Origin of the sequence: Pseudomonas sp. ATCC PTA-122608 (assembly GCF_001952855.1) — a bacterium.
Classification (GTDB): domain Bacteria; phylum Pseudomonadota; class Gammaproteobacteria; order Pseudomonadales; family Pseudomonadaceae; genus Aquipseudomonas.
In genome coordinates this window covers 121,647-146,637 of the sequence record NZ_LPNO01000010.1, presented here as the reverse complement: position 1 = coordinate 146,637, position 24,991 = coordinate 121,647, and the positions used below count along the sequence as shown (strand labels likewise).

The 24,991-nt window shown below is 60.1% G+C and carries 25 protein-coding genes; 14 read left to right on the top strand and 11 right to left on the bottom strand.

Annotated features, from left to right (window positions below; genetic code table 11):
• Nucleotides 1-282: 282 nt before the first annotated feature.
• Genes AU074_RS11465 through AU074_RS11455 form a run of 3 tightly spaced genes read right to left on the bottom strand, consistent with a single transcriptional unit; the run spans nt 283 to nt 2,319 of the window.
• The gene (locus AU074_RS11465) at nt 283-1,122 is read right to left on the bottom strand and encodes a cache domain-containing protein (protein WP_076014822.1); all 840 of its coding nucleotides are present in this window, start codon (nt 1,120-1,122) and stop codon (nt 283-285) included.
• Nucleotides 1,123-1,177: 55 nt separating this feature from the next.
• Nucleotides 1,178-1,648, bottom strand: a complete 471-nt coding sequence (gene cynS / locus AU074_RS11460; RefSeq protein WP_076014821.1) for a cyanase — start codon at nt 1,646-1,648, stop codon at nt 1,178-1,180.
• Nucleotides 1,649-1,677: 29 nt separating this feature from the next.
• Entirely contained in the window at nt 1,678-2,319 is a 642-nt protein-coding gene (locus tag AU074_RS11455; RefSeq protein ID WP_063032552.1) for a carbonic anhydrase, read from the bottom strand.
• A gap of 110 nt (nt 2,320-2,429) precedes the next feature.
• Between AU074_RS11455 and cynR the strand changes: the two genes are divergently transcribed.
• A complete protein-coding gene (gene cynR / locus AU074_RS11450) occupies nt 2,430-3,296 on the top strand; it encodes a transcriptional regulator CynR (protein WP_076014820.1) in 867 nt (288 codons plus the stop codon).
• On the opposite strand, the gene AU074_RS11445 is transcribed toward cynR, so the two are convergent.
• Complete coding sequence (locus AU074_RS11445; RefSeq protein WP_076014819.1) at nt 3,271-4,047, bottom strand: transporter substrate-binding domain-containing protein; 777 nt, start codon at nt 4,045-4,047, stop codon at nt 3,271-3,273. The genes cynR and AU074_RS11445 overlap by 26 nt on opposite strands.
• A gap of 386 nt (nt 4,048-4,433) precedes the next feature.
• Between AU074_RS11445 and AU074_RS11440 the strand changes: the two genes are divergently transcribed.
• The 6 genes from AU074_RS11440 to AU074_RS11415 all read left to right on the top strand — a co-directional run bounded on the left by AU074_RS11440 (nt 4,434) and on the right by AU074_RS11415 (nt 12,787).
• Nucleotides 4,434-5,807 (top strand): glutamine synthetase family protein, encoded by a 1,374-nt coding sequence (locus tag AU074_RS11440; RefSeq protein ID WP_076014818.1) that lies wholly within the window; start codon nt 4,434-4,436, stop codon nt 5,805-5,807.
• Nucleotides 5,808-5,951: 144 nt separating this feature from the next.
• Nucleotides 5,952-6,602, top strand: coding sequence for a class I SAM-dependent methyltransferase (locus AU074_RS11435; RefSeq protein ID WP_076014817.1), 651 nt, complete (start codon nt 5,952-5,954; stop codon nt 6,600-6,602).
• A 122-nt stretch (nt 6,603-6,724) separates the two neighbouring features.
• Nucleotides 6,725-7,858 carry a ribonuclease D gene (gene rnd / locus AU074_RS11430; RefSeq protein ID WP_063032544.1) on the top strand — a complete coding sequence of 378 codons (1,134 nt, stop codon included), beginning with the start codon at nt 6,725-6,727 and terminating at the stop codon, nt 7,856-7,858.
• Nucleotides 7,855-8,148: a YcgL domain-containing protein gene (locus tag AU074_RS11425; protein ID WP_003210667.1), complete on the top strand. Its 294-nt coding sequence runs from the start codon at nt 7,855-7,857 to the stop codon at nt 8,146-8,148. The genes rnd and AU074_RS11425 overlap by 4 nt, the downstream gene beginning before the upstream one ends.
• A 117-nt stretch (nt 8,149-8,265) precedes the next feature.
• Nucleotides 8,266-9,198, top strand: coding sequence for a D-2-hydroxyacid dehydrogenase (locus AU074_RS11420; RefSeq protein ID WP_076014816.1), 933 nt, complete (start codon nt 8,266-8,268; stop codon nt 9,196-9,198).
• Nucleotides 9,199-9,319: 121 nt separating this feature from the next.
• Nucleotides 9,320-12,787 carry a hypothetical protein gene (locus AU074_RS11415; RefSeq protein ID WP_076014815.1) on the top strand — a complete coding sequence of 1,156 codons (3,468 nt, stop codon included), beginning with the start codon at nt 9,320-9,322 and terminating at the stop codon, nt 12,785-12,787.
• A gap of 84 nt (nt 12,788-12,871) precedes the next feature.
• On the opposite strand, the gene AU074_RS11410 is transcribed toward AU074_RS11415, so the two are convergent.
• A complete protein-coding gene (locus tag AU074_RS11410) occupies nt 12,872-13,471 on the bottom strand; it encodes a nitroreductase family protein (protein WP_076014814.1) in 600 nt (199 codons plus the stop codon).
• Nucleotides 13,472-13,624: 153 nt separating this feature from the next.
• Here AU074_RS11410 and AU074_RS11405 point away from each other — a divergent pair, with 153 nt between their 5' ends.
• The gene (locus AU074_RS11405; protein ID WP_076014813.1) at nt 13,625-14,074 is read left to right on the top strand and encodes a YcgN family cysteine cluster protein; all 450 of its coding nucleotides are present in this window, start codon (nt 13,625-13,627) and stop codon (nt 14,072-14,074) included.
• Nucleotides 14,075-14,086: 12 nt separating this feature from the next.
• Nucleotides 14,087-15,325: a hypothetical protein gene (locus tag AU074_RS11400; protein ID WP_076014812.1), complete on the top strand. Its 1,239-nt coding sequence runs from the start codon at nt 14,087-14,089 to the stop codon at nt 15,323-15,325.
• A gap of 45 nt (nt 15,326-15,370) precedes the next feature.
• Here the strand turns inward: AU074_RS11400 and AU074_RS11395 are convergent, their stop codons facing one another.
• From AU074_RS11395 to AU074_RS11385, 3 genes are all read right to left on the bottom strand, one after another.
• Nucleotides 15,371-15,721, bottom strand: coding sequence for a DUF2892 domain-containing protein (locus AU074_RS11395; RefSeq protein ID WP_076014811.1), 351 nt, complete (start codon nt 15,719-15,721; stop codon nt 15,371-15,373).
• A 69-nt stretch (nt 15,722-15,790) separates the two neighbouring features.
• Nucleotides 15,791-16,258 carry an RNA methyltransferase gene (locus tag AU074_RS11390; protein ID WP_003210674.1) on the bottom strand — a complete coding sequence of 156 codons (468 nt, stop codon included), beginning with the start codon at nt 16,256-16,258 and terminating at the stop codon, nt 15,791-15,793.
• Between the two features lie 163 nt (nt 16,259-16,421).
• Nucleotides 16,422-16,796, bottom strand: coding sequence for a YajD family HNH nuclease (locus AU074_RS11385; protein WP_003210675.1), 375 nt, complete (start codon nt 16,794-16,796; stop codon nt 16,422-16,424).
• A 286-nt stretch (nt 16,797-17,082) separates the two neighbouring features.
• Between AU074_RS11385 and AU074_RS11380 the strand changes: the two genes are divergently transcribed.
• The 3 genes from AU074_RS11380 (at nt 17,083) to rarD (ending at nt 20,710) form a co-directional block, all read left to right on the top strand.
• A complete protein-coding gene (locus AU074_RS11380; protein WP_076014810.1) occupies nt 17,083-18,327 on the top strand; it encodes an OprO/OprP family phosphate-selective porin in 1,245 nt (414 codons plus the stop codon).
• Between the two features lie 33 nt (nt 18,328-18,360).
• Nucleotides 18,361-19,266, top strand: coding sequence for a ParB/Srx family N-terminal domain-containing protein (locus AU074_RS11375; protein WP_076014809.1), 906 nt, complete (start codon nt 18,361-18,363; stop codon nt 19,264-19,266).
• Between the two features lie 559 nt (nt 19,267-19,825).
• Nucleotides 19,826-20,710, top strand: a complete 885-nt coding sequence (gene rarD, locus AU074_RS11370; protein WP_076014825.1) for an EamA family transporter RarD — start codon at nt 19,826-19,828, stop codon at nt 20,708-20,710.
• A 22-nt stretch (nt 20,711-20,732) separates the two neighbouring features.
• On the opposite strand, the gene AU074_RS11365 is transcribed toward rarD, so the two are convergent.
• Nucleotides 20,733-21,419: a spermidine synthase gene (locus AU074_RS11365; RefSeq protein WP_003210678.1), complete on the bottom strand. Its 687-nt coding sequence runs from the start codon at nt 21,417-21,419 to the stop codon at nt 20,733-20,735.
• Between the two features lie 78 nt (nt 21,420-21,497).
• Between AU074_RS11365 and AU074_RS11360 the strand changes: the two genes are divergently transcribed.
• Nucleotides 21,498-21,785, top strand: coding sequence for a hypothetical protein (locus tag AU074_RS11360; protein ID WP_076014808.1), 288 nt, complete (start codon nt 21,498-21,500; stop codon nt 21,783-21,785).
• Here the strand turns inward: AU074_RS11360 and AU074_RS11355 are convergent.
• Both AU074_RS11355 and AU074_RS11350 read right to left on the bottom strand, forming a co-directional pair.
• The gene (locus AU074_RS11355; protein WP_076014807.1) at nt 21,782-22,255 is read right to left on the bottom strand and encodes a cyclic nucleotide-binding domain-containing protein; all 474 of its coding nucleotides are present in this window, start codon (nt 22,253-22,255) and stop codon (nt 21,782-21,784) included. The two genes, AU074_RS11360 and AU074_RS11355, sit on opposite strands and share 4 nt — an antisense overlap.
• 84 nt (nt 22,256-22,339) lie before the next feature.
• Nucleotides 22,340-24,394, bottom strand: a complete 2,055-nt coding sequence (locus AU074_RS11350; RefSeq protein ID WP_076014806.1) for a S9 family peptidase — start codon at nt 24,392-24,394, stop codon at nt 22,340-22,342.
• Between the two features lie 21 nt (nt 24,395-24,415).
• Between AU074_RS11350 and AU074_RS11345 the strand changes: the two genes are divergently transcribed.
• Complete coding sequence (locus tag AU074_RS11345) at nt 24,416-24,961, top strand: MFS transporter (RefSeq protein WP_076014805.1); 546 nt, start codon at nt 24,416-24,418, stop codon at nt 24,959-24,961.
• Nucleotides 24,962-24,991 lie beyond the last annotated feature (30 nt).

The window sequence follows — 24,991 nt, the reverse complement described above, 5'->3', positions numbered from 1 at the left end:
CAGCTCAACAACGGTTGAAAATAAAAGCTCACGTGAGTACTGCCGTTGGCGGTGATCATCGAACACCTTGTCAACCCACTCGGCATCTACCGCCTGCTCTAAGACCAACTTGGTCATGACACTGGCTGGTGCTAGTTTTTCAAACCGTTCTAAAACCTTGTCCCACATAGTTTCGTCGCCCTGACTGGATTGGTTAGGGGATTTTAAACCAAGACCTTGAAAGGGATGGCTGTAAGAGCGGAACCCATATCAGCCCCAACCCAAAAAACGGATATACACCCATCAAGGACTGTAATACCCCACAGCCACCATAAAATGCCCAGCCTTGCGCAAGTACGCATGCTTGTTCTCAACCTTCCCGGTCACCGGATTTTTCCAGCGGTACTTGTATTCCCCCTGATCCTGCTCCGCCATCACCGCCAATATCGGCTCACCTACCGGCTTCCCGTCGGGATCCTTGATCTTGCTGAAATCCGTATTCACCAACCGCGGAGTCGTGCCATGAGCGACGTAGCGCTGGGTATCAAGATCAACCACAAACACATACAAATCGTCCTGCAGAAAACCACCCTGCATGTCGTTGATCGCCTTAAGCGTCCCAACCGGGTCCTTCTCAAGCGCCTTGACGGCTTTGTTTCGCAGGGCTTTGGCATGTTCCGGCGTCGCCCGCGGCAGGTAGTAGCCGACGGCCAGAATCCGCTGCCCAACACGCTGGTAATACACATGCTTGCGCTCAACCTTACCGTCATTCCAATTCTGCCAACGGTAATCGGCCTGCTGAATGCCACTGCCCTCAGGCACCCCCAACGCATCCTTGAACGACTTGTTCAAATCCGGCCCCAGCACCTCGGAAACATTGCGCCCGATCAACGCAGAAGAGGGCCCGCCACTTGCCAGCAGCACGCCCTTGGTGTTGACCACGAACACATAACGGTCCTGATCGACGAACTCACCCTGTCGGCTGAACGCCGCAAAGGCTTTGTCGCCATTGCTCTGGTAATACGCCAAGGCCTTTTCCAACAAGGCCTTGGCGGCTTGGGCATCCGCCTCCTCAGCGGTGGCGGCGTGCACCTGGCCAAAACACAACAGCAGCAGCCAGGTGGCTCGGAGCATTGCCTTCATTACCCGTCCCTCGTTCTTGTTGGTGTGCCAAGAGCGTAGACGGTTTACCGGCCAATCAGAACGGTTTGGTCGGCAGGTATTTGCCATCCAGGGTGATCACCGCGCGGGAGCCGCCGTCCGGGTCTTCGACCTTCTTGATGTCCAGCTTGAAGTTGATCGCGCTGATGATGCCGTCGCCAAACTGCTCGTGCACCAGGGCCTTGAGGGTCGAACCGTAGACCTGCAACATTTCATAGAAGCGGTACATGGTCGGATCCGTCGGCACACCGCCGGGGAAGCTGCCGCGCAGGGGCACGGTTTGCAGCAGGCGGCTGGCGTCCTGGTCGAGGCCGAGCTTTTCGCAGACCACATCGGCAGCATCTTTCGGCAGTGGATGCTGGCCGAGCAGGGCGGCGGTGACGAACGCCAGGCTCAGGCCGGTGCCGTCGGTGAGGTCCTGCCACGACAGGTTCTTGCGCGCCTTGATGTCGATGACGGTGTCGGCCAGGGCCAGGCGAGGGGATTGGGCGAATTGGGATTGCAACATGATGATTTCCTCTTGGGGTTGAATAAGGTTCAAGCCGCGTGGGCGCGGGTGGTCGGGTGGTCGAGCAGGGACACGAAGCGCCCGCTGCGGCCATCCAGGGCGTCGATGCCGCCGCTTTCAATATCGTAGACCCAGCCGTGCAGGCTCAGCCGGCCTTGTTCCAGGGCCAGGGCCACGGAAGGGTGGGTCTTGAGATTGGCCAACTGGGCGACCACGTTTTCCCTCACCAGCGAGTTCAGCCGGTCGGCGTCGGAGGCGTGAGTGCGGGCGGCGTTGATCACCTTGGCCGACTCGGCGTGGCGCAGCCAGTTGGCCACGGCAGGCAAGTGGTCGAGGCATTTGCAGGTGGAAATGGCGGTCATGGCGCCGCAGTCGGAGTGGCCGCAGATCACGATGTCGCTGACGCCGAGAACGGCTACCGCGTATTCGACGGTGGCCGACACGCCGCCGGGCTCTGGTCCGTAGGACGGCACGATGTTGCCGGCGTTACGGATTACAAACAGGTCACCAGGCTCCTGCTGGGTCAACAGCTCCGGGACTACGCGGCTGTCGGAACAGGACACGAACAGCGTGCCGGGGTTTTGTGTGGTAGCCAGGTGCTTGAACAGGTCGCTGCGTTGAGTGAAGGCTTCACCCTGGAACTTGCGAAAGCCGTCGATGAGGTCTTGCATGGTGGTTCTCCTTGCGTCGCTGATGGGGCAAGGATGGAAGTTTTCAGCTATAGCGTCCAAGACCGGCTTATTATAGTTTCTATAAGTCGTGCCTATAGTTGGAGCCATTCATGTTGCTGCGTCATATCCGCTACCTGCTGGCCGTCGCCGAGCACCGTAATTTCACTCGGGCGGCCGAGGCGCTGCATGTGTCGCAGCCGACCTTGTCGCAGCAGATCAAGCAACTGGAAGATACCTTGGGCGCACCGCTGCTGGATCGCTCCGGCAGAAGCGTCAGCCTGACCGACGCGGGCGAGGCTTATGTGCGGTTTGCGCGCCTGGCGTTGCAGGATCTGCAGGCCGGCACCCGCGCCATGCATGACGTGCAGGACTTGAGTCGTGGCAGCTTGCGCCTGGCGATGACGCCGACCTTTACCGCTTACCTGATCGGGCCGTTGCTGGCCCGATTTAACGGGCTGTATCCGGGAATTACAGTGAGTGTCGAGGAACTGACCCAGGACCGCATGGAGGCAGCACTGACGGAAGATTTGCTGGATATCGGCATCGGTTTTACCGGCGAGCATTTGCCGGATATCGCGTGTGAAGGGGTGTTTGTCGAAGCGTTGAGTGTGGTGGTGAGTTCTGGCCATGCTGATATCGGCCAACAGTCGTGGCTTCAGCAACCACTGGTGTTGCTGAACTCAGGCTTCGCCACGCGCCGCTATATCGATGAATATTTTCGCAGCCAGGCGGTGAAACCTCTGATTGCCGTGGAGGCCAATTCCATCAGCGCGATTATCGAAATCGTACGGAGCACCCAGTTGGCGACCATCCTGCCCAGTGCGATTGCCCAGGTACAACCGGGGTTGCAGGCGGTGCCGCTAAGCCCGCCGTTGCCGCAACGCACGGCGGCGTTGCTCAGTCGCAAGGGAGGCTATCGCAGCGCCGCGTGCAGGGCGTTTGTCGATCTGGTCAGGGCGCAGCCAACCACTGATTGATGATGCCGTCATACACCCCGGTCACCGTGCTCAAGTGCAGCCACTGGTCCACATAACTCTTCCATGCCACGTCATCGCGAGGCAGTAAAAACGCTTTCTCGCTGTATTGCATGTAGCGCTCGGGATTCACCGCACACAGCCCCGGCTTGAGTTTTTGCTGATACCGGGCTTCGCTGGCGTCGGTGATCATCACGTCGGCCTTGTTGGCCAGCAGCTCTTCGAAAATCGTCACGTTGTCCGGGAACAGCGTCAGCTGTGCCTTACCCAAGTGCGCCCGTGCAAACACTTCATTGGTACCGCCCGAAGGCTCGATCACCCGAACCTGCGGCTGGTTGATCTGCTCCACCGTCTGATAGCGCTGCACATCGGCGCAGCGCACCAGCGGGATCTTGCCGTCGACGCCCAATGGCTGGCTGAAAAATGCCTTCTTCTGCCGCTCGAGGGACACCGAAATACCGCCCACCGCGATATCACAGCGCTGGGCCAGGAAGTCCGGCATCAGGGTTTTCCAGGTGGTCGGCACCCACTTCACCTGCACCCCAAGGCTCTTGGCCAGGGATTGGGCCATGGCGATGTCGATGCCTTCGTAGCTGCCGTCCGGGCGCAGATAGGTGTAGGGCTTGTAGTCGCCGGTGGTGCAGACGGTCATTTCACCGCGTTGCAGCACTTCATCCAGGCGCGACACGGGGCTGTCGGCCAGGGCCTGGGCGGACAGGCCGGCCAGCAGGGAAAGAGTCAGCATAGCTTTCATGCGGTCGGGTCCTTGGGCATGAGCAGGGGCGCCATTATTTGCAAATGTTTAGCCACGGCACAACCAAACTCCGTCAAGACTGGATTTAACGGCTTAACCTCGCGTGTGAGGCTGCCCGGCATCTCTTCACTGTGATTTGCGCATGGACGGTTCCCCCGACACACACCCTGAGACATCGCCAGGCGCTACCGCGTCCAGCCGTCCGGATCGTCGTCGGATCACCGCTGATGCGCTTCCCTCCGAACTCGCCTTCTGGGCGCTGTGGCATTGCCGCCACGCACGCCCACCGGACACTTTTCTCCTACGTTGATTTGCCCCATGGATGCCCCGCGCATCTGCCCGGCAGCGCCTGCGCGCCTGCCTGACGCGAACGTATGAGAATGCCCATGAGCACGCCCTTTGCCACCCTGCACGAAGCCCAATCCTTTCTTGAACAGAACCCGGATATCGAGATGTTCGAGCTGTTCATCCTCGATAACAACGGCGTGCCCCGGGGCAAGCTGTTGCACCGCGATGAACTGCCGGCGGTCTATGAAAGTGGCCGGCCGCTGCCGAGCACCATCCTCGGCCTGACCATCAATGGCGACGACGTGGAGAACTCCGGGCTGGTCTGGGAAGTCGGCGATATCGACTGCCGCGCCTACCCGGTCAGCGGCAGTTTGCAGCGCATGCCCTGGCGGCTGATCCCGACGGCGGCGGTGCAAGTCAGCATGCACCCCACCGAAGGCATGCCCGCCACCGTGGCCGATCCCCGGCACTTGCTGGCCAAGGTGATCGACGACCTCAAGGCCGACGGCTATTACCCGGTGATGGCAGCAGAGCTGGAGTTTTATTTGCTCGACCAGAAACCCGACAGCAACGGCCGCCCGCAACCGGCGCGGGATGTCGATGGCGGCCGACCGCGCTCGACCCAGGTCTACGGTTTGCGGGAGCTGGAACAGATCGAACCGTTCCTCGCCGACCTCTACAGCGCCTGCAAACTCCAGGGCATTCCGGCGCGTACGGCGATTTCCGAATACGCCCCGGGCCAGGTGGAAATCACCCTGGAACATCGCGGCGATGCCCTGCAAGCCATGGACGAGGCGGTGCGTTACAAACGGCTGGTCAAGGGCGTGGCCCACAAGCACGGGATGACCGCGTGTTTCATGGCCAAGCCTTTCGATGATCTGGCCGGCACTGGCATGCACATGCACGTCAGCCTGGCGGACCGCGACGGCAATAACCTGTTTGCCAGCGAAGCTCCCGACGGCACGCCGCTGTTGCGCCATGCGGTGGGCGGCATGCTCAGTACGTTGCTCGACTCGTTGCTGATGTTTTGCCCCAACGCCAACTCCTATCGGCGCTTCCAGACCAACAGCTACGCGCCGCTGGCCGCCACCTGGGGCGTGGACAACCGCACCGTCACACTGCGGGTGCCCGGCGGACCGGCGTTTTCCCGGCATATCGAACACCGCATCTGCGGCGCCGACGCCAATCCGTACCTTGCGGCGGCGGCGATTCTGGCCGGTATCCATCGGGGTATCCGCGAACAGCGCGACCCCGGCGCGCCGGTGGAAGGCAACGGTTACGCCCAGGCCAAGGAGTTGTTGCCCACCGATTGGCTGACCACCTTGCGCGCACTCGAAGGTTCGACCTGGGCGCGGGAAGCGTTTGGCGGCGAATTCCTCGGCGTGTACCTGGCGGTCAAGCGGGCCGAGTACCGCCAGTTCATGGGCGAAGTGGGCGAACAGGACTGGCGCTGGTATTTGCACCAGGCCTGAAGATGAAGCCCTGATCACAGACAGTTAACAGACAGGCTGTGCGCTGGATACTGGCTCGGTACGAACGGCGAACAATCCTTCGACCTTTTTTTCACGAGTCAGTGGTTAAGCTGCGAATGTCTGATCCATTAACAGAGTCGTGTGATGCCGTCGCAACCGCCGTCTTCCATCGAGATTGAATTTGCCGAACGCACAGGCCAGGAGCATGCCCGGGTCTGCGCCGACACGCGCCCTCCGGGTTTACTGCGGCGCCTGGGGTTTTGGCGCGATGAGCAGTTGGTGCGCCGTGCGCTGAAAATCGCCGGCGAGCCGGGGCTGATTCTTGACCTGGCGTGCGGCACGGGGCGGTTTTGGCCGGTACTGGCCGAGCACACCAATCGGGTGATCCTCGCGTCGGACAACTCCCAGGACATGCTCGACCACGCCCGTACCCACCACGCGCCTGCCTTGCTCAAGCGGATCAAGACCTTCCAGGGCTCGGCGTTTTCCATCGGCCTGTCGGCCAACGCGGTGGACTGCATTTTTTGCATGGAGTTGTTTCGTCATGTGCCGACGGCCGAAGGGCGCCTGGCGCTGCTCGTTGAATTTCACCGGGTGAGTCGCGACACGGTGATCGTCTCGGTCAACAGTGACAGCGGCTATCGAGCGTTGCAGCCCGCCGGGACGCCACTCGCCAGCCACCGGGCTCAAGTGGAAGCCGAGTTTCGCCAGGCCGGTTTCAAGGTCCTCACTCAACAGGAGTTCATGCCCGGTTCGGCCATGTGGCGGGTCTATGTCCTGCGTAAGAGAGGATAAGCACCGACTGTCGGACTATTCTTCAGCTCCTGTAAGAGTTTTCATGGCGGATGCTGTACTGCGAATGCTCGCAACTCCCTTTCGCGATATATACTGCGCGCCATTCTTCAAGGGAGAGCCGTGTGGCCATCGATATTCACTGGATCTGCGACAACGATAGCCTCGGCCAGCACTGCGCCGAATGGCAGCAGTTGCCATTCGTCGCCCTCGACACCGAATTCATGCGGGTCGACACCTTTTATCCCATTGCCGGGCTGATCCAGATCGGTGATGGCGTTCGCGCTTACCTGATCGACCCCCTGACCATCGACAATTGGCAACCCTTGGCCGCCTTGCTGGAAAACCCGGCGGTGATCAAGGTGGTGCACGCCTGCAGCGAAGACCTGGAAGTGTTGCTGCGCCTGACCGGCAGCTTGCCGGTGCCGTTGTTCGACACCCAACTGGCGGCGGCGTATTTGAACCTCGGCTTCTCCATGGGCTATTCGCGGTTGGTGCAAGCCGTCCTCGATATCGACCTGCCCAAGGGTGAAACCCGTTCGGACTGGCTGCAGCGGCCATTGTCCGAGACGCAAATCAGCTACGCCGCCGAAGACGCGGTGCACCTGGCGGAAGTCTACACACGCCTGCGCCCGAAGCTTTCCGACGACAAATACGCCTGGGTCCTGGAAGACGGTGCCGAGTTGGTGGCCAACCTACGCCGCGAAGTCGACCCCTACGAGGTCTACCGCGACGCCAAGCTGGCCTGGAAACTGTCCCGTGCCCAGCTCGCGGTATTGCGCGAACTGTGCGCCTGGCGCGAGCAGCAAGCCCGTGCCCGGGACTTGCCGCGCAACCGGATCATTCGTGAACACTCGTTATGGCCCTTGGCCAAATCCCAGCCGGATAACCTCGCCGCGCTGGGCAAAATCGAAGACATGCACCCGCGCACGGTGCGCCAGGACGGCGAGTTCCTGCTGGGCCTGATCAAACGTGCCGGCAGCGTGCCCATGGACCAGTGGCCACCGGCGGTCGCCGAGCCATTGCCGGTGGACGCCGCCACGCTGATCAAGCAACTGCGCGCCCTTGGCCAGGCCGAGGCTGAACGCCTGGACATGGCGCCGGAACTGATGCTGCGCAAGAAAACCCTCGAAGCCCTGGTCAAGAGTGGCTACCCCGAGGGGCCTTACCAATTGCCAGATTCGCTGCGTGGCTGGCGCCGCGAATTGATGGGCCAGGCGCTGCTGGACAGCCTGGCCACTGCCGGAGAACAGCCTTGAAACGTATCTGCTCCATCTATCGCAGCCTCAAACGAAACGAGATGTACCTCTACGTGCTGAAAAGCGATGCACTGGAGCGCGTGCCGGAAAGTCTGCTGGCCGCTTTCGGCAAACCGCACCACGCCTTTGACCTGGTGCTGAGCCCGGAGCGCAAGCTGTCCCGCGAGGACATCACCGTAGTTCTGGAGAACCTCGAGAAGCAGGGCTACCACCTGCAAATGCCGCCGGCCGAGGACGAGTACATCGAACACTTGCCCGAAGAGCTGCTGCGACGGAATGACCCGATGTGATCGGTCAGTGCCCCGTCCGGGGCACATTCATCAATGGAATTCAATTTTTGGCGGCGGCCGCAAGGGACAGTGAAGTGGACCGGCGGCCGCCTGCAGTGTTTTTGAAAGGTTTGAACCATGCGCGTTCTGATTGCTGAACACGATCACCCGCTGTACGCCCGGCTGCTGCGCGAAGCGGCGCCGGACCTTGAGGTCATGACCAGCGGCGACTCCGCTGAATTGTCGCGCCTGGCGGCCGACTGCCCGGTGTGGCTGGGCCAGCCGGATCTCCTGGCCACCTTGTTGCGCCAGGGCCATCAGCCACAATGGCTGCAATCGACCTGGGCAGGCATCACGCCGCTGCTGGCTGAAGGCCTGCCCCGGGATTATCGCCTGACCCGCGCCGTAGGCATTTTTGGCCAGGTGATGGCCGAATACGTGCTGACTTACATGCTCGGCCATGAGCGTGAAGTGCTGGCGCGCCTGGTCAGCCAGGTCGAGCGCAAGTGGGATAACCGCATGGGCCAGAGCCTGGCGGGGCGCAAGGTGCTGATCGTAGGTACGGGTGATATCGGCCGTAGCGTCGCGCAATTCCTGCTGCCGTTTGGTGTTGAGTTGTATGGCATCGCCAGCGAAGCCCGTGAGCAGGCGCCGTTTATCGAAGTCGCCGGGCTGGAAGAGTTGCCGCGCCTGGTGGGCGAGGTGGACTACGTGGTAAACCTGCTGCCCAACACGCCGAACACCCATGATTTGTACAATGCGGCGTTGTTCAAACAGTTCAAGCCGACCGGGTTGTTCATAAACGTCGGGCGCGGTGTGGCGGTGGTCGATGCGGACCTGGTGGAAGCCTTGAAGGAAGGCCATCTTGCGGGCGCGGTGATTGACGTTTGCCGGCAAGAGCCATTGCCACAGCGCCATCCGTTCTGGACCGCCTGGGGCTTGCTGCTGACTGGGCACAGCTCGGCGCCGACTTCGCCGGGGATGATGGTGCGGTTGTTTGTCGAGAATTTGCGGGCGTATCAGGCGCAGGAAACGTTGCGCGGCGAAGTGAGTTTCGAGCGCGGTTACTGATAGCGCGACGGCCCGGCGACGCATGTTGCCGGGCGCTTACAAATTTCTGCAAACACTAATCAGATGTCCGCTTTGCCGGTCGTATGTGAGGCTCGTACCCTTTTTATAATGGTACGTTCTCATGTTGAATGCTGGCACTGTACGCCTGTCTGCACGGGTAACTTCGGTCATTTACCCTCCTTCGATTGATCCGGCGGCGAGCTCGTCGACTCCGATCATTGCTACCGATCCCAACACGCAAATCAGTGCTCAAAACCCTCGACAACCGGGTCTTCAGGCTGCGTTGGGCGACCGCGAGAATTTGCATACCCTTGGGCAAAAACTCAGCGAAGTCGCCACCCGCCTGGGCGTGAATGCCAGGCCCCAGGCGGTGCTGGCTGCGTTGCAAACGACACCGATGCAGATACGCGCCGACTCGTCTTTCCCGGCTCAGGCGAATAAAGCCGCGACGCTAGAGACCTTTCTCAGAAGTATCGGCTTGGGGTTGCCCACCAATCATTTTCAACTGACCGGCCATGCCCACGCGGTGAGCGACAGGGCGTTGGAGCATCCGCTCGGCAATTTTGGCGGCGGGTTGTCCTGGCCTGTTCCCATGAGCGCCGGTCAGCTGCGCAGGGTGCTGGCGGCGGCGACCGACCATGGCAGCCAGAACCCCAATGCACCGCATATCGGCGCAAGCGTGGGTGTGCTGGAATATCTGAACGCGAACCAGCCTTTGTCTGGCGAGGCATTGACTGATCCTGCCAAGGCCCTCGAAACCCTCGTCAGCTCCACCCGGGGGCAGGCATTGGGGCAAGCCATCCAGGACCAGCTCGGGGGCGTCGCCACCCATGCCAGCGTGAACGAATACGCACTGAGCGCAATCCACCTGCTGCTGGATCCCGAGTCCATTACCGCGCCGCACCGCAACCGTGTGGCGGGTTTCGACCTCGCCCAACAAGCGCACTGGGGCAGGCCGGCTTCGGCAGTGCTCGAGCGCCTGAGCACTTACCTGCACGAAAATCACAAGACCAGTCCCGAGATGGCCAAGGCCGGTGCCTATCTGTTACTGGCAAGAAAGGCCCCCGAGTTTTTGATCAAGGACATTCCCGACCGTGTGACGTACGGCAGCCCGGCCTGGGTAAGCCTCACTGTCGCGGCGGCGGCCATAGAAGCGCAGTTCCCCGGAAAGGTGGCGCACATGACCTTTGCCCAGGTCATGTCCAGCGCTGAAAACGCGATGGTGACGAATCGGGCCGCCACTGAACACGCGCAGAAAGCGGCCCTGGTGGACTGGGGCGTGGTCAACGGGATTGTCACTGAGCAGCAAAGTGACCATTACAGCGCCGCCGAGATCGACACCGTAAGGACCGCGTTCAACGCTCAACTGAAGTCGACGCTTGCGGCTACCGGTTTACTGGAAACCGCTATTCCGAGCCGTAGAGACATTGCCTTGGCTCACCTGAAGGAGCGGTTTGGAGAGGGCGTTCCCTTTGAAGAAAAACTGCTGAAGGTCGTCGACTCGAAACAATCTTCAGTCCAGCCGCTTTATGATCCGAACCGCGCGCCTGCAGGGCATTTTTCGTTGCTGGATATCGCCATGAGCGGGCTTGGCCATTACAAATGGGAGAGTAAAGACCCGCGCGTCGTTGCGGCGATCAGAGGCAAGAGCCTTGATTTCGGCGTGAATGAAATTTTCAACGGACAATTCGAACAAGCGATCACCTCGCGCAAGCAAGGCGTTGGCACGACCATCAAGCACCTTGTGGCAACACTGCCACTGGCGGACCGAGAAAAGCTGGAGTTCGGAAAACTCGAGTTTTTTCAGAAAAATACTTACGAACTGGGCCTCGACTTCACCTCTAAAAAACTACAGGGCACGGAGAGCAAGCTGTGGGTCAAGGCCTCCAGAAAGGATGACGATACCGTTTATGAAATTGACTTGAAGGCAGGTGCAATCAAGGCGGTGCCACTCACGGAATTAACCAGACAAAGGGCGCGGGAAGCCAACAAGGTGTTCAAGACCGAACGCTTTACGCCCAAGGCTGTGAGCGATGCTGCCCTCAGCCAAAAAACTCAAGACCACTCATCAACGCCTCCCGCAAGCTTTTCCAGCGTGCGAACCCAGAGCATCGCCGACGCGTTTGTTGAGCATCTTGACCTCGACAGCGATGAGGTAAAGACCTACGCCAAGGGCGTCACGGCGTTCGATAAACAAATGGCAACCGAGTGGAACGTCACCAACTTCTTCCTGGACCTGATTCCCCTCAGGTCAGCCATTGTCAACTTTTCCAAGGGTAACCCTGTGGAGGGTGCAAGTGACCTGGCGCTGGATGTCTTCGGTTTTGTCACGGCCGGCGCAGGTGTGGCAGCAAAGGTTACGAAGGTCGGCGCCAAGGTTGCCAGCACCGCCGCCAAAGCCTTGCAGGTGGCAAAGGTGATCGGTGTGGCTGCTGTTCAAGCGCTAAACCCGTTGGATGGCGTGGGCGATCTGGTCGCGGGCGGTGCTCGGCTGCTGGGCAAGGGTGCCAGCTTTGTACGCTCAACCGGCGCAGAGGCGGTCAATAAGCTCAAGGGCGCAAGCGGTAGCTATGAGCTGTTGAAAGCGGCCAGCAAACACTATGACGCAGCGGCCACGGGTACCTTCAAGGTTGCGGGCCAGAACGTTGATGGAGGCGCCGTACTCCACAGCGGTCGATGGTATGCGTTTGACGTGGACAGGATGCGGGCATACGGCAGCCCTCTTGAAGGGTTCATCCCGAAAACCAGTGCGATGGATGGAGCGATTATCACGACACCCATCGACCCCGGCAGCGCACTGAACAATCGGTTGTTTGGCGACTACAAGGTCCCTGAATCGAAAATTGCCGGGCTTGCGCGCAACAGTCAGGGCATCTATGTGGCGCCGGAGGGTCACCTGTCCCATATCCGCCATACCGATACCGCCGGCAACACTGCGGTGTACGAAGTACGGCAAGTGACTCGCACCGCCGACGGTGCCGTGCAGGCGCAGATTTATCACAATAACCGGCAAACGCCGGTGTTGGTGCAGCACCTTCAGGGGGACCAATGGCAGCGCCTGGGCGCCCGTGGCGGAAACGGGCCTACGGTCGCATCAGATCTGGGGCCCAGGATTGGCGGAGGCGGGGAGGGAGTAATCTACGAAAGTCTCGATGGGAAAAGCGTCTATAAAGACTATGGTCCTTCATCCTTGACACCTCCCGCCGGCTACGCCGATAACGAAACCCTATGCTTGAATAACTATTATGGTGAGGGATTCGCAGCAACAATGTATGAAAATGGTCGCCGCTATTTAAAGATGGGGAAAATAGACGGGGCTGATCTGAGCAAATTTTCCAAGGGAAGTTTGCCGCCAGAGGCTAGTTCGTTACTTGATGATGTATTCCGGGAAATGGAACAAAAAAATATTTATCATAATGACCTGCAACTGAAGAATTTTATGTACTCCGCAAAGGATAATAAAATTTATCCAGTGGATTTGAATGCACTGGAGCGTGAGGACCTTGGGGCAATACTCTTTAATATGTATAAGCGCAGTAAAGAAGAACTGCGTAAAGCCTATGAAACGCTGATCGTAAAGCCGTCTTGACGTCGAAATTACACTTGGGTTAACCAACCCCGCTGTTTATAACAGCAGGGTTTTTTAAAGCCTCAACCCATTTTCAGGTCGTATTCAATCGTTGTGATTGAAATCGCCTTCCGACACCAGCTCACTCAATGGCTTGCGCGGGCTCGGGGTTTCCCGGGCTTGCAGGTACTCGGCCAGGGTTGATTTGTCACCCAGTTTGCCAATCGCCACGGCCGCGTGCAGGGCGTAACCTTCTGGTATCTTCAGTTCCTTGCGGGTCAGCTCTTGGTCGAAACCGGCCATGCCGTGGGTGTGCCAGCCGCTGAGGCTCGCTTGCAGCGCCAGGTGGCCCCAGGCCGAACCGGTATCAAAGGTGTGCCACAGGGCCGGGGTTTCTTCGGTGGCGCCCGGTACCAGGAAGTCGGTTTTCGACGCTACGATTACCAGTGCCGAGGCATGCTGCGCCCAGCCACGGTTGAATTCGTTCAGCAGGCCCAGGAAACGTTCCCAGTTCGGCGTGTCGCGGCGCGCGTAGAGAAAGCGCCACGGCTGCGAGTTGTAAGCCGATGGCGACCAGCGCGCGGCTTCGAAGAAGCTCAGCAGGGTGTCCACCGGGATGCTCTCGCCGGTAAAGGCGCGCGGTGACCAGCGGTCGGTAAATTGTGGGTGGATCGGGTAGTCGGCGACGCGTGGGTTGCTGCTCATTGGGCTGATCCTGATGAAAAACCGGGGTTCAAAACTACTTCGCCGCCGGGTGGCTGACAAGTCTTGTTCTACCGGCAGTCGTAAGCGCTTGGCCCCGGGGCCCATGGGCACTAGACTGGCGGCCTTTTAACATACCGATACTGATGTAGAGCCATGGCCGCTAAAGTCGAACCTTTCTGGATCCGCAAAACCCTCGAACAACTCGACCAGGATGAGTGGGAGTCGTTGTGCGACGGCTGCGGCCTGTGCTGTCTGCAAAAGCTCGAGGATGAAGACGACAACAGCGTCTATTACACGCGCATCGCCTGCAAACTCCTGGACCTGAAAACCTGCCAGTGCACCGATTACCCCAACCGCCGGGACTCGGTGCCCGATTGCATCCAGCTCACCCCGGGCCAGGCCGACCAGTTCAAATGGCTGCCGCCTACCTGTGGTTACCGGCTGGTCAGCGAGCGCAAGGAGCTGCCGCTTTGGCACCACTTGGTTTGCGGTGATCGCGACGTCGTGCACCAGCAACGCATATCCCAGTCCGGGCGCATGCTCAGCGAAGGCAGCGTGCCCGAGGATGACTGGGAGGATTACCTGATTTTCCGTGCGGGCTGAGAAGGAGTGTGTATGACGGTTGGAGCCAAGCTGGCGGCAAGCCTGCTGTTGCTCGCATTGAGTACGTCGGCGTGGGCTGCGAAGAAAGTCGACCTGGACTATCACGTCAAGCTGCTGCCCCAAAGTGATCAGGCAGAGGTGCGCTTGAGCCTGTCCCAGGGCTCGGCGGTGCGCAGCCTCAACTTCGACCTGGGTCGCGACGGCGACTACAGCGACTTCAAGGCCGATGGTCAATGGCAGGTGTTGCCCGGCAATACGCCGGGTGACAGCCGTGGCCTGTGGCAACCCGGCGCCGACAAGGCCAGCCTGACCTACCGTGTACGCCTGACCCACGCGCGCAAGAAAGGCGTTTACGAAGCACGCATGAGCCCGAGCTGGGCGCTGTTTCGCGGCGAAGACCTGGTGCCCGCCGCACGCCTGGATCAACAGGACGGCATTGAGCTGGTGTCGCGCCTGGTGTTTGAACTGCCCGCCGGCTGGAAAAGCGTCGAGACGTCCTGGCCGCGTATCGGCAAGAATAAATTTCGCATCGATAACGTTTCCCGCCTGTTTGACCGGCCTACCGGCTGGATGCTCGCCGGCAACCTGGGCAGCCGCCGGATGCGCCTGGGGGAAACCGAGATCACCGTGGCTTCACCTAAAGGCCAGGGTATGCACCGCATGGATGTGCTGACCTTGCTGACGTTTGTCTGGCCCCAAGTACAAGCGGCGTTCCCGCGGCACCCGGCAAAACTGCTGGTAGTAGGCGCCGGTGACCCAATGCGGCGCGGTGCTTACTCGGCGCGGGACTCGATCTACCTCAGCAGCCGTACACCGCTGGTCAGTGAAAACGGCAGCAGCCCGTTGATCCGCGAAGTGGTGCAGGCCATCGGTCGCTTCAACGACCATCAAGGCAGCGATTGGATTAGCGAGGGTTTGGCGCAGTATTACGCCATTGAACTGATGCGCCGTGCTGGCGGCATCAGTGACGATCGTTACGCCGCGATACAGGCCCGGCTGGCCAAGGAAGGCAAGGATGTGACCACCCTGCGGGTCGAGCACGCCAACGGCGCGACGGTGTCACGGGCGGTGGTGCTGTTGCAGGAGCTGGACCGCGAGATTCGTGTGAAAACCCACAACAAGCGCTCGCTGGATGATCTGACTCAGGCGCTGATGCGCTTGAACAGCATCAGCACAAAGGAGTTTGTGCAGTTGGGGGAGAGCATTATTGGCGAATCTTCGGTAGTGCTGGACACCAAGCTGCTGCACTGAAACCAATGTGGGAGCGGGCAAGCCCGCTCCCACATTTGATCGAGGTTAACCCGTGGTTTTGGTCGCTTTTTCGGCCGCCACTTCTGCCTTGGTCTTGAGGTTTTTCAATTCCTCACCGGCGCGTTCGATCTTGGTCCGCACGGTGTTCATCTCCTGGCGGCTGCGCTCCAGCAACTCTTTCGCCGAGCTGTGCCCGCTGATCCCGCGCGCCAGCGCCACGCCGCCAATCGCTACTTGGATCAAACCGAAAAAGCCGCCACGGCGCAGGCCTTTGCCCATCATCACTACACCGCCAGCCAGGGAGCCGATGCGTTCCCAGCCCTGGACGTTTTGCGTGGGCTGGCTCTCGAACGGCGTGGACCGGATAACGGGTCGCAGGGTTTTGCTGTCGCTCATGATCTGTCTCCAACAAGGGCTTATTGATATGCAACTGACTGCACACAGGCCTCGGACGTTCCCAAAAAATCAGTACTTGGGACCCGAACGGGTGTTGTTGCCCTTGGCCAAGCGGTCGTAGAGCACCACGTTGACGGTGGCGGCGAGGTTCATGCAGCCGGTGGTCGGGATGTAGATCACGTCTTCACACCAGTCGCGAATCTCTTTATCCAGGGAGCCGTCTTCCGGCCCGAAGATATACAGCGCGCGGTCCGGGTGGGTGTACTCGGGGAGAGGGCGTGCGCCTTCCACCAGCTCGACGGCGACGGGGATGCAGCCCAGGGGCAGGATCTTTTTCAGGTCGTCGATACCGATCAGCGGAATGTCGTGGTGGACCTTCTTGGTGTCGGTAATAAAGTCCCGAGCCCGCTCATAGCGCTTGCCGGTGTAGAACACCGAGGCCACGCCGTAGCAGCCGGCGGCGCGCATCACCGAACCGACGTTTTCGGGGGATTTGGGGTTGTACAGACCGATGCAACTGTAGCGTTTATTGCCCACGGGAAAGGGTGCCTTCGAGAAAAGCCGCGATTATACGGCCTCGGGCTAATGTATTGCTTGGGCGATCGCTATCGCGGGCAAGCCCGGCTCCCACATTTGGAATGCATTCCCCTGTGGGAGCCGGGCTTGCCCGCGATGGGTCCTTCACATTCAGCGAAGATACTCAGTCGTCTTTCTTCATCAGCCCGGCCAGCGCCGCAAACGGGTTGTGGGTCGCCTTGGCAATCGTCGGGCTGCTGGTGGAGCCTTCGCCGAAATACTGCTGGTCGGTATAACGCGAGTGTTCGTTGTCGTGGCAATACAGGCAAAGCAACTCCCAGTTGGAGCCGTCCTGGGGGTTGTCGTCATGGTTGTGGTTGCGGTGGTGCACGGTCAGTTCGCTCAGGCGCTTGCCGGCGAATTCGCGGGCGCAGCGGCCGCACACGTGGGGGTACATCTTCAGGGCTTTGTCGCGGTAGCCCATTTCCCGGTCACGCTGGGCATCGGCGAGGATGCGGTCCAGCTTGGCGGTGTGGGAGGGCGGGTTGGTCGAGCTCATCATGGCTCCTGTCTTTTAGTGGATCACGGATAGCGTTGATTCTAGCTGCTTGCGCGGTAATTAGCCCTTGGCTTTTTCGGTTGTAGGACCGGCTGTAGGACCTGATTATTTGTAATTGAATGTTTGAGCCGGTCCCGAAAACACGCGGCCAAATCAACGTCGACTGCCCTGTCATTAAATGTGCGTAGGGTTGCAACTTCCCTGAAATTGTTCGTCGCCAAGCTGCCGCCCCTCACAACTAACGGGTCCGACCATGCAGTCGGAGCCTGACCAAGGGGAGGTTGAAATGTCGATATTTTCCGCACGTCTCACGCTGGGCGCCACTGCGCTGCTTGGTGCCGTCCAGGTGCTCGCCGGGACCGTCACTACAGACGGCGCCGATCTTGTCATCAAGACCAAGGGCGGCCTTGAGGTGGCAACCACGGATGATCAGTTCACTTTCCAGATTGGCGGCCGCTTGCAGGCGGACTTCGATACCTTCGACGGGCTATACACCGAAAACGGTAGCCGCGCCGACGCTGCCTATTTTCGCCGCAGTCGCCTGGAAATGTCCGGCAAGGCCTATGGCGTCTGGGGCTACAATTTTGCCCTGGAGTTGAGTAGTACAGATACGCCGATCAAGGAGGCCACCATCCGCTATCTGGGGCTGGATCCGGTGAGGTTCAAGGTCGGCCGTTTCGACCCGGACTTCAGCCTTGAGGGCGCTACCAGTTCCAAGTGGACCACCGCGATCGAGCGCAGTGTGCTCAACGACCTTGCGCCTTGGGTCAGTGACCGCGACGAAGGCTCGGGGGCACAGGTGTCGGGGGTGACGGGAATGTTCTACGGCTCGGCGAGTGTCCTGCGCCCGTCTTCTAACAAAGACGCCGATGGCAAGGGCGCCAATAACTACAACCTGCGCTTGGTGTTTGCGCCTCTGGCGCGGCCGGGGCATGTCCTGCACTTCGGGCTGAGCTACGCCTACAGCGACGCCGAGAGTTTCGACGGAAGAATTCGCACCCGCCTGGGTGTTCGGGGCGTGTCGCAGACCACACACAACGGCAACCGTCCGGAACTGGCACCCAAGACCCTGGGTGCCTTTGACGGCGATTCGGCCGCCAGCTTGGAATTTGCCTACGCCGCCGGACCATTTTCCCTGCAAGGCGAGTATCTGCGGCGACAGTTGGTAGCCAAGTCTGGCGTCAGCAACCATGACCGTGATGCCACCGGCTACTACGGCCAGTTGGCGTATACCCTGACCGGCGAGGCGAGGGGCTATAAGCTCGACGGTGGTAAATTCGACCGGATCAAAGCGCAGGATAAACACCTCGGTGCCTGGGAAGTCTTCTATCGTTATGACCACCTCAATGTCCGGGAACACGATTTGTTGGATAACGCCGCCAAGGTGCACACCTTAGGTGTGAACTGGTACGCCAACGACGCAGTGAGAATCTCGGCCAACTACGTCAAGGCTTCGTCCGACGGCTTCGGGAACGCCGTCGGCGATCAGGACGGTGATGCCATGGCCTTGCGCGTGCAGTACGTGTTTTGAAGGATTGCCTCCATTGATTAAGGATTGAAATTCATGCGTTTGTTATTAGCCTTGCTGTTGTGCGCGAGCACCTTTCAAGCCCAGGCGTTCTCCACGCCCAAGCCGGGCCAGGTGATTGAGGTGGCACTGGAACAACTTCATCCGACCCAGGCGGTCATCGGCTTTGATCAGATCCATTACAAACTGGGGGCGTTTGCCGAATCACCCAAGTTGGTGTTCGACGAATATTGCGAAACCAATGGCCAGGGCGGCACCAAAAAGGTTCCCAAGGATGCGAACCTGCAGAATCCCGACAGCTTCACCTGCAAGGAGCCGGTGGGCGCTCATCCGGCGGACATGAAAACCGTGGCGGTCGGTCCTGCAGGCCAGTTGTACCTGACTGACGGTCACCACAGTTTCAGCACTTTGTGGGAACAGCCGGGCGCCGGGCCGCAGTTGAAGATGTGGGTAAGGGTGACGGACGATTTCAGCAATAGCCCGGACATGGCCACCTTCTGGAAACGTATGGAACAAGGCCACAAGGTCTGGCTCAAGGACCGCAACGGCCAAGCCATAACGCCTGCGCAACTTCCCGCGCACTTGGGCTTCAAGAACCTGAGTGACGATTCCTTCCGCAGCCTGGTGTACTTCGCCCGCAAGGCGTCCTATGGCAAACCGAATTCGGGCGCGGTCGTGCCAGAATTTCTAGAGTTTTATTGGGGCAACTGGCTGCGGCCGCTGATTGACCTGCGCGCCTTCAACCTGAACAAGCAGGGCGGCTATCAGGATGCGATCGAAGCGGTCGCCCAGCGCATGGTCAGCCTGGCGCCGGATGCGCCAGTGGGAGACAGCGGCTTCAACGCTCGGCAACTCGGCGGTTTCACCACGCTGAATCGCAAAGAACTGAAGAGTACCTTCGAAAAGAAAGTGCCCTACGTTATCGACAGTAGAAGCAAATAGTTGGCGGCTGGCGGGGGCGGCCTTGTGTCGCTTCTGCAAAGCGTATAGCGGCTAAATATACAGTAATGGTCGACCTGATATCGATATAAATACAGTTAATTAGATGAAATCTAAAAATAGTTAGAGCGGGCAAGAAAGTAGTGGACTAACTTTGTCAGCTTCTTTAGTGTGGCGTCTCCTGGCCCACTGTCAGGTGTTCAATGGCTCAGGTCTTTCCTGGCAACTGTTAGTTTCCCGTAAATCGGGATTTCCCTTCACGATTTCAACCCCTGTGGCTGACGTTGTGGCGTTTCAAATCAGAGTCGCTCGTCCAGAGCGTGCTGCTTCCAATGACCGAAACCGGGTTGGTTGAAGAGTCTGATGATCGTCTTGAAAATAATAAAAAAACCGACGAATTAACCTGTTCTTGTAAGTTTATAACTTAGGGCTTATGTCTTCGTGAGTTATAAATTTGTGGTGTCTGTTAATAAGTTCTGATGTTCATCTCGCTCCTATTCGCACTGCGTGAATATAACGACCGGCTTCAATTTAAAACATGCAATTTTTTGTAGAGGCTGTTGTGTCTAAAGGCGTTGTTCTGGCGGTTTCCGCTTCCTTCCTGTTTGGCGTGCTGTATTTCTTTACCTCCCTTCTTGAGCCCTTGAATGGTCAGCAGATATTTGGCTGGCGAATGCTCATTTCGTTGCCCTTCATGACGCTGCTGCTGGTCCTCTCCGGGGACTGGAAGTGGGTGCCGCTGATCTATAAACGGCTGCGGGAGAAACCCGCCCTACTGCCCTGTGTCGTGGTCACCAGTGCGCTGGTGGGGGTGCAGTTGTGGATATTCATGTGGGCGCCCCTCAACGGCCACGGCCTGGATGTGTCGCTGGGCTATTTCCTGTTACCGCTGACCATGGTCATCACTGGCCGCATCGTTTACGGCGAACGCCTTTCACATCTGCAAAAGATTGCCGCAGCGCTGGCGGCGGTGGGCGTGGCCAATGAGTTGTACCGCACGGGCGGGTTCTCCTGGACCACGCTGGTGGTGTGCGTGGGTTATCCAATGTATTTCGTGCTGCGTCGGCGCTGCGGGACCGACAACCTGGGCGGGCTGTGGCTGGATATGATGCTGATGATCCCGGTCGCACTGTGGTTCGTCGTGGGTGGTGAACCCATCGGCGAGACCCTGGCGCAGCGCCCGGCGCTCTATTGGCTGGTGCCACTGATGGGGTTGGTCAGCGCAGCGGCGGGTTATTCCTACATCATGGCCAGCCGGCTGTTGCCGTTCAGCCTGTTCGGTTTGCTCAGTTACGCGGAGCCGGTGCTGCTGGTGGCCGTGTCGCTGATGCTGGGAGACGCCCTCAAGCCGGGCCAGTGGATGACCTACCTGCCGATCTGGCTGGCGGTGGTGGTGTTGGTGCTGGAAGGCTTGAGGCATTTGAATCGACTGCGCCGGTCGATCTGACGGCAACCCACGCAGTTAATGCTTAGCCCTTGAGCTTTTCAGCAATCCAGATGGTATGCCGCGTGCCCTTGTTGCCATGGGCAAACACCTGCACTTCCTCGGCCTTGAAGCCGGCCTTGCGCAGTTTGTCGCTGAACTGTTTGTCGGCGCTGGCCGACCACACGGCCAGCACGCCCTTGGGCCGCAGGGCCTTGGCGCAGGCGCTGAGGCCGCCGGCGGAATACAGCCAACTGTTGGCTTTTTGCGTCAGGCCTTCGGGGCCGTTGTCGACGTCCAGCATGATCGCATCAAAGCCCTGGGGCTCGGCCTGCAGCACCTTGGCCACGTCTTCCAGGCGGATCACGGTGCGCGGGTCCAGCAGCGGGCGGCCGGACTTTTCCCCCAGCGGCCCGCGATTCCATTCCACTACGCCGGGCACCAGTTCGGCGACCACCACTTCGGCGGTTTTACCCAGGTGCTTGAGCGCCGCAGCCAGGGTAAAGCCCATGCCCAGGCCGCCAATCAACACCCTGGAGCCGGGCCGACCGGCGACTTTACGGCACGGAATCTCCGCCAGCGCATCCTCGGAACCGTGCATACGCGTGTTCATCAACTGGCCACCGTCACCGCCCTGAATCTTGATGACAAAATCCTCACCGTATTCGAACAGGCACAAGGCACCGCCGTTGTCGGGGATTGGAGTGGTGTCCAGCAGAACAAAACGTTTCATGGAAATCTCATTGGGAAGGGCATTCTTGCGCGGTTGGGAGTAGCCTTACGACTTTACGGTCAGGCCATGGAGCCATCGATGAAGTGCAGCATTCTAACGGTCATTGTGTGGAGCGCGCTCGCCCTTGGCGGTGTGGCCCAGGCTCAGGAGTCGCAAACCGTACCGATTACCCCCGCGCCCACGGCGGGTTCGCCGGGTACTGCAACGCCCACACCGTACCCGCAAGTCACGCCACCGGCGACGCCAAAGGCGGCCGGCGGTGGTGAACCGTTGTTGGCGCCTATCGTGCTGCCCACGCCGCCGAAGGACCAGACAATCCCGGGCTTGCAGCAGAGCGACATCAAGCCCAAGACCCCAGGCGGTTAAAACTGCTGGGACAGCAATTGCCCGTCCGCCATGCGCAGGCGCCTGGACAGGGCGATAGCAATCGCACGAATGATCTTGGCCGCGATTTTCGGTGCATCGTTGAGCATTTTTTCCAGGGAATCCTTGCCCAGGTTCAACAGCACGCAATCGCTGGCTGCCACACAGCTGGCGGACCGGCGCTCGCCATCCAGCACGGCCATCTCGCCGAAGGCCCGTCCACTGCGCAAGGTGGCGATGGTCAGCCGCTGACCTTCATGGTTGGTCTTCTGCACCGCCACCTGGCCTGAGTGGATGATGCACATGAAGGTACCGGCGTCGCCCTCGAGGAATATCACTTCATCGCGGGCGATGGTGCTGATATTGAAATAGCCCGCCGCTACGTGGAAGTCTTCCGGCAGCAACGGGTCGAACAGGCCGCAATCCATCAGCATGTCGCGGATTTCGTTATTGAGTAAGGTCGGTTCTGGCATGAGGCTTACAGTCTTCGTCCATAAATCGTGCAGGGCGCGCGCCCGGCGGTCAGGTGTTCAGACCCGTCCGCCAGGCGGAGTTCCTTAAATCAGCCCCAGCGCCTTGAAAACAAATGCATATTCGAGTGCTACGTCACGTAATCCCTGGTAACGCCCACTCATGCCGCCATGGCCTGCGCCCAGTTCGGTCTTGAGCAGCAGCAGGTTATCGTCGGTCTTGGTATCGCGCAGCTTGGCCACCCACTTGGCCGCTTCCCAATATTGCACGCGGCTGTCGTTGTAGCCGGCGATCACCAGCGTCGCAGGGTAAGCCTGGGCGCTGACGTTTTCGTACGGCGCGTAGGCCTTGATCCGCTCATACACCTCGGGCTCTTCAGGGTTACCCCATTCGTCGTACTCGGTGATGGTCAGCGGCAATTCAGGGTCGAGCATGGTGTTGAGCACGTCGACGAACGGCACTTCGGCAATCGCCGCCTGGAACAGCTCCGGGCGTTGATTGAGCACCGCGCCAATCAACAGGCCGCCGGCGCTCCCGCCGCTGATGGCCAGTTGCTTGGAGGTAGTCAGGCCCTGGGCGATCAGGTGTTCGGCGCAGGCGATAAAGTCGCTGAAGGTGTTTTGCTTGTGCTCCTGCTTGCCGGCGCGGTACCAGGCTTCGCCCAGTTCGCCGCCGCCGCGCACATGGGCAATGGCGAAGGCCACGCCACGGTCCAGCAGGCTCAGGCGGGCGTGGGAGAACCACGGGTCGAGGCTCTGGCCATAGGCACCATAGCCGTACAGGTAGAGCGGCGTTGGCTTACCCAACTGGTCGCGTCGGACTACAAGGCTAATCGGCACCTGAATGCCATCGGCCGACGTCGCCCACAATCGTTGGCTGACGTAGTCGTCGGCGTTGAACACCCCCAGCACCGGGGTTTCCTTGAGCACTTGTTGTGCGCCGCTGGCCAGTTCCAGCTGACGGACCTGGGCCGGGCGGTTCAAGGCTTCATAACGCAGGCGGATCTTGTCGCTGACAAATTCCAGACTGTTTTGCACATAGAGGCTGTAGGCCGCATCCGGTAATTCCACCCGATAAGCGGCCTGGCCTTGTGGGCGCACTTCGATGATCGGCAAACCACCGATCCGCAAACTCAGGGTCATGGCCCGGGCGTTGAGGCTCACGCCATCCAGCATCACGGCGTCGTCGTGGGGGATCAGGTTCTGCCAGTCGTCCTGGGTCGGCACGCTGCCGGTGTCGGCGGCCTGGAACAGGGCGAAGTTGATGCCGTCGCGGTTGCTGCGGATAAACCAGGTCCACTGGTCGTCCAGCTTGCCGTGGTCGACGTCATATTCATGGCCTTCGACCCGTGGTGCCAGGCAGGTAAACGCCTGCTGCGGCTGCTCGGCGTCCAGGGCCCAGATTTCGCTGGTGGTCTTGCTGCCCAGGGCCAGCAGCAACTGGCGCTCGGAACTTGAGCGGTAGCAGTGCAGGAAGAAACGGCCGTCGGGCTCGTGGAACACTTCTTCGGCGGCGGTGCCGTCCAGGCGATAGCGATACAGCTTGTGCGGGCGGTGGGTGTCGTCCAGTTCAGTGAAGAACAGGGTCAGGCTGTCATTGGCCCAGGTCATGCTGCCGTCGCAATCTTCGAACTCCAGTTCGCTGACCTTGCCGGTGGCCAATTCCTTCACGTAGAGGGTGTAAATCTCTTCGCCGTTGGTGTCCAGGCTGTAGGCCAGGCGCTGGTGGTCCGGGCTGATGCTGAAGGCGCCGAGGGAGAAAAAGCCGCCATTGGCCAGCACGTTCGGGTCCAGCAGCAGCTCTTCCGCGCTTTCGTCGACCTGTTGGCTGTCATCCGCCGGGCGCGGGCAGCGGTAGTGGCGGGCGTACTCGTCGCCGGCGGTGGTGCGGGTGTAATACAGGTACGGGCCCCAAGGCGAGGGCAGGGACAGGTCGGTTTCGAGGATGCGGCCCTTGATCTCTTCGAACAGGGTCTCGCGCAGCGCCTGTTGGTCGGACAGTTGAGCGTCTTGCCAGGCATTTTCCGCCTTGAGGTAATCGAGCACCTCGGCGCTGTCACGCGCTTGCAGCCAGGCGTACGGGTCGGTGCCTGGGGCCTTGCGGGCGATCGGGGCGGCAGTGATGTGGGTCGATGGGGGCATGGATCACTCTCTGTCTGGCGGTTGGCCGACGGCATTGCAGCCTCGGCACTGAAAAGCCGTTATCATAGCCGCCTGTTTGCCTACCTTGCCATGGACACCATGACCGAGAACGACTATCTGATCGCTTGGGGCCTCTACGCCTTCGCAGCCCTGGGTTGCCTGCTGGTGTGGTTTGCCATGACCCGCTGGATGTGGCGCTGGCTGCGCGAGCCGCTGCGGTTGCTGATGGCGGTGCTGCTGTTCAGCCCGACCATTGTCGACCCGGTGAAGACCCAGTTCGCCCCGGCCGTGGCCATCACCGCCCTGGACCTGGTGCTCAAGGTCGGCAACAACGCCTGGCGGGCGATTTCCGATTTGTTCATGTACTCCATGATCGCGTTTGGCGTGTACCTGGTGTTTGTGCTGATCCGCTGGCCCATCGAGCGTGCCTCCAGGGCCCGCCGGGAGCAGAAGGCCGCCGCTGCGGCAGCCGCTGCCGCCGAGCCGGATGACGACGAACCCTTCGCCGATGAGCGATACGGTCGCCCGGCCCCTGTCAGCGGTATGCGGGTCGAACCGCGCCTTTAACGTTGTACGCCCTGTATCGAGAAGCCTGGC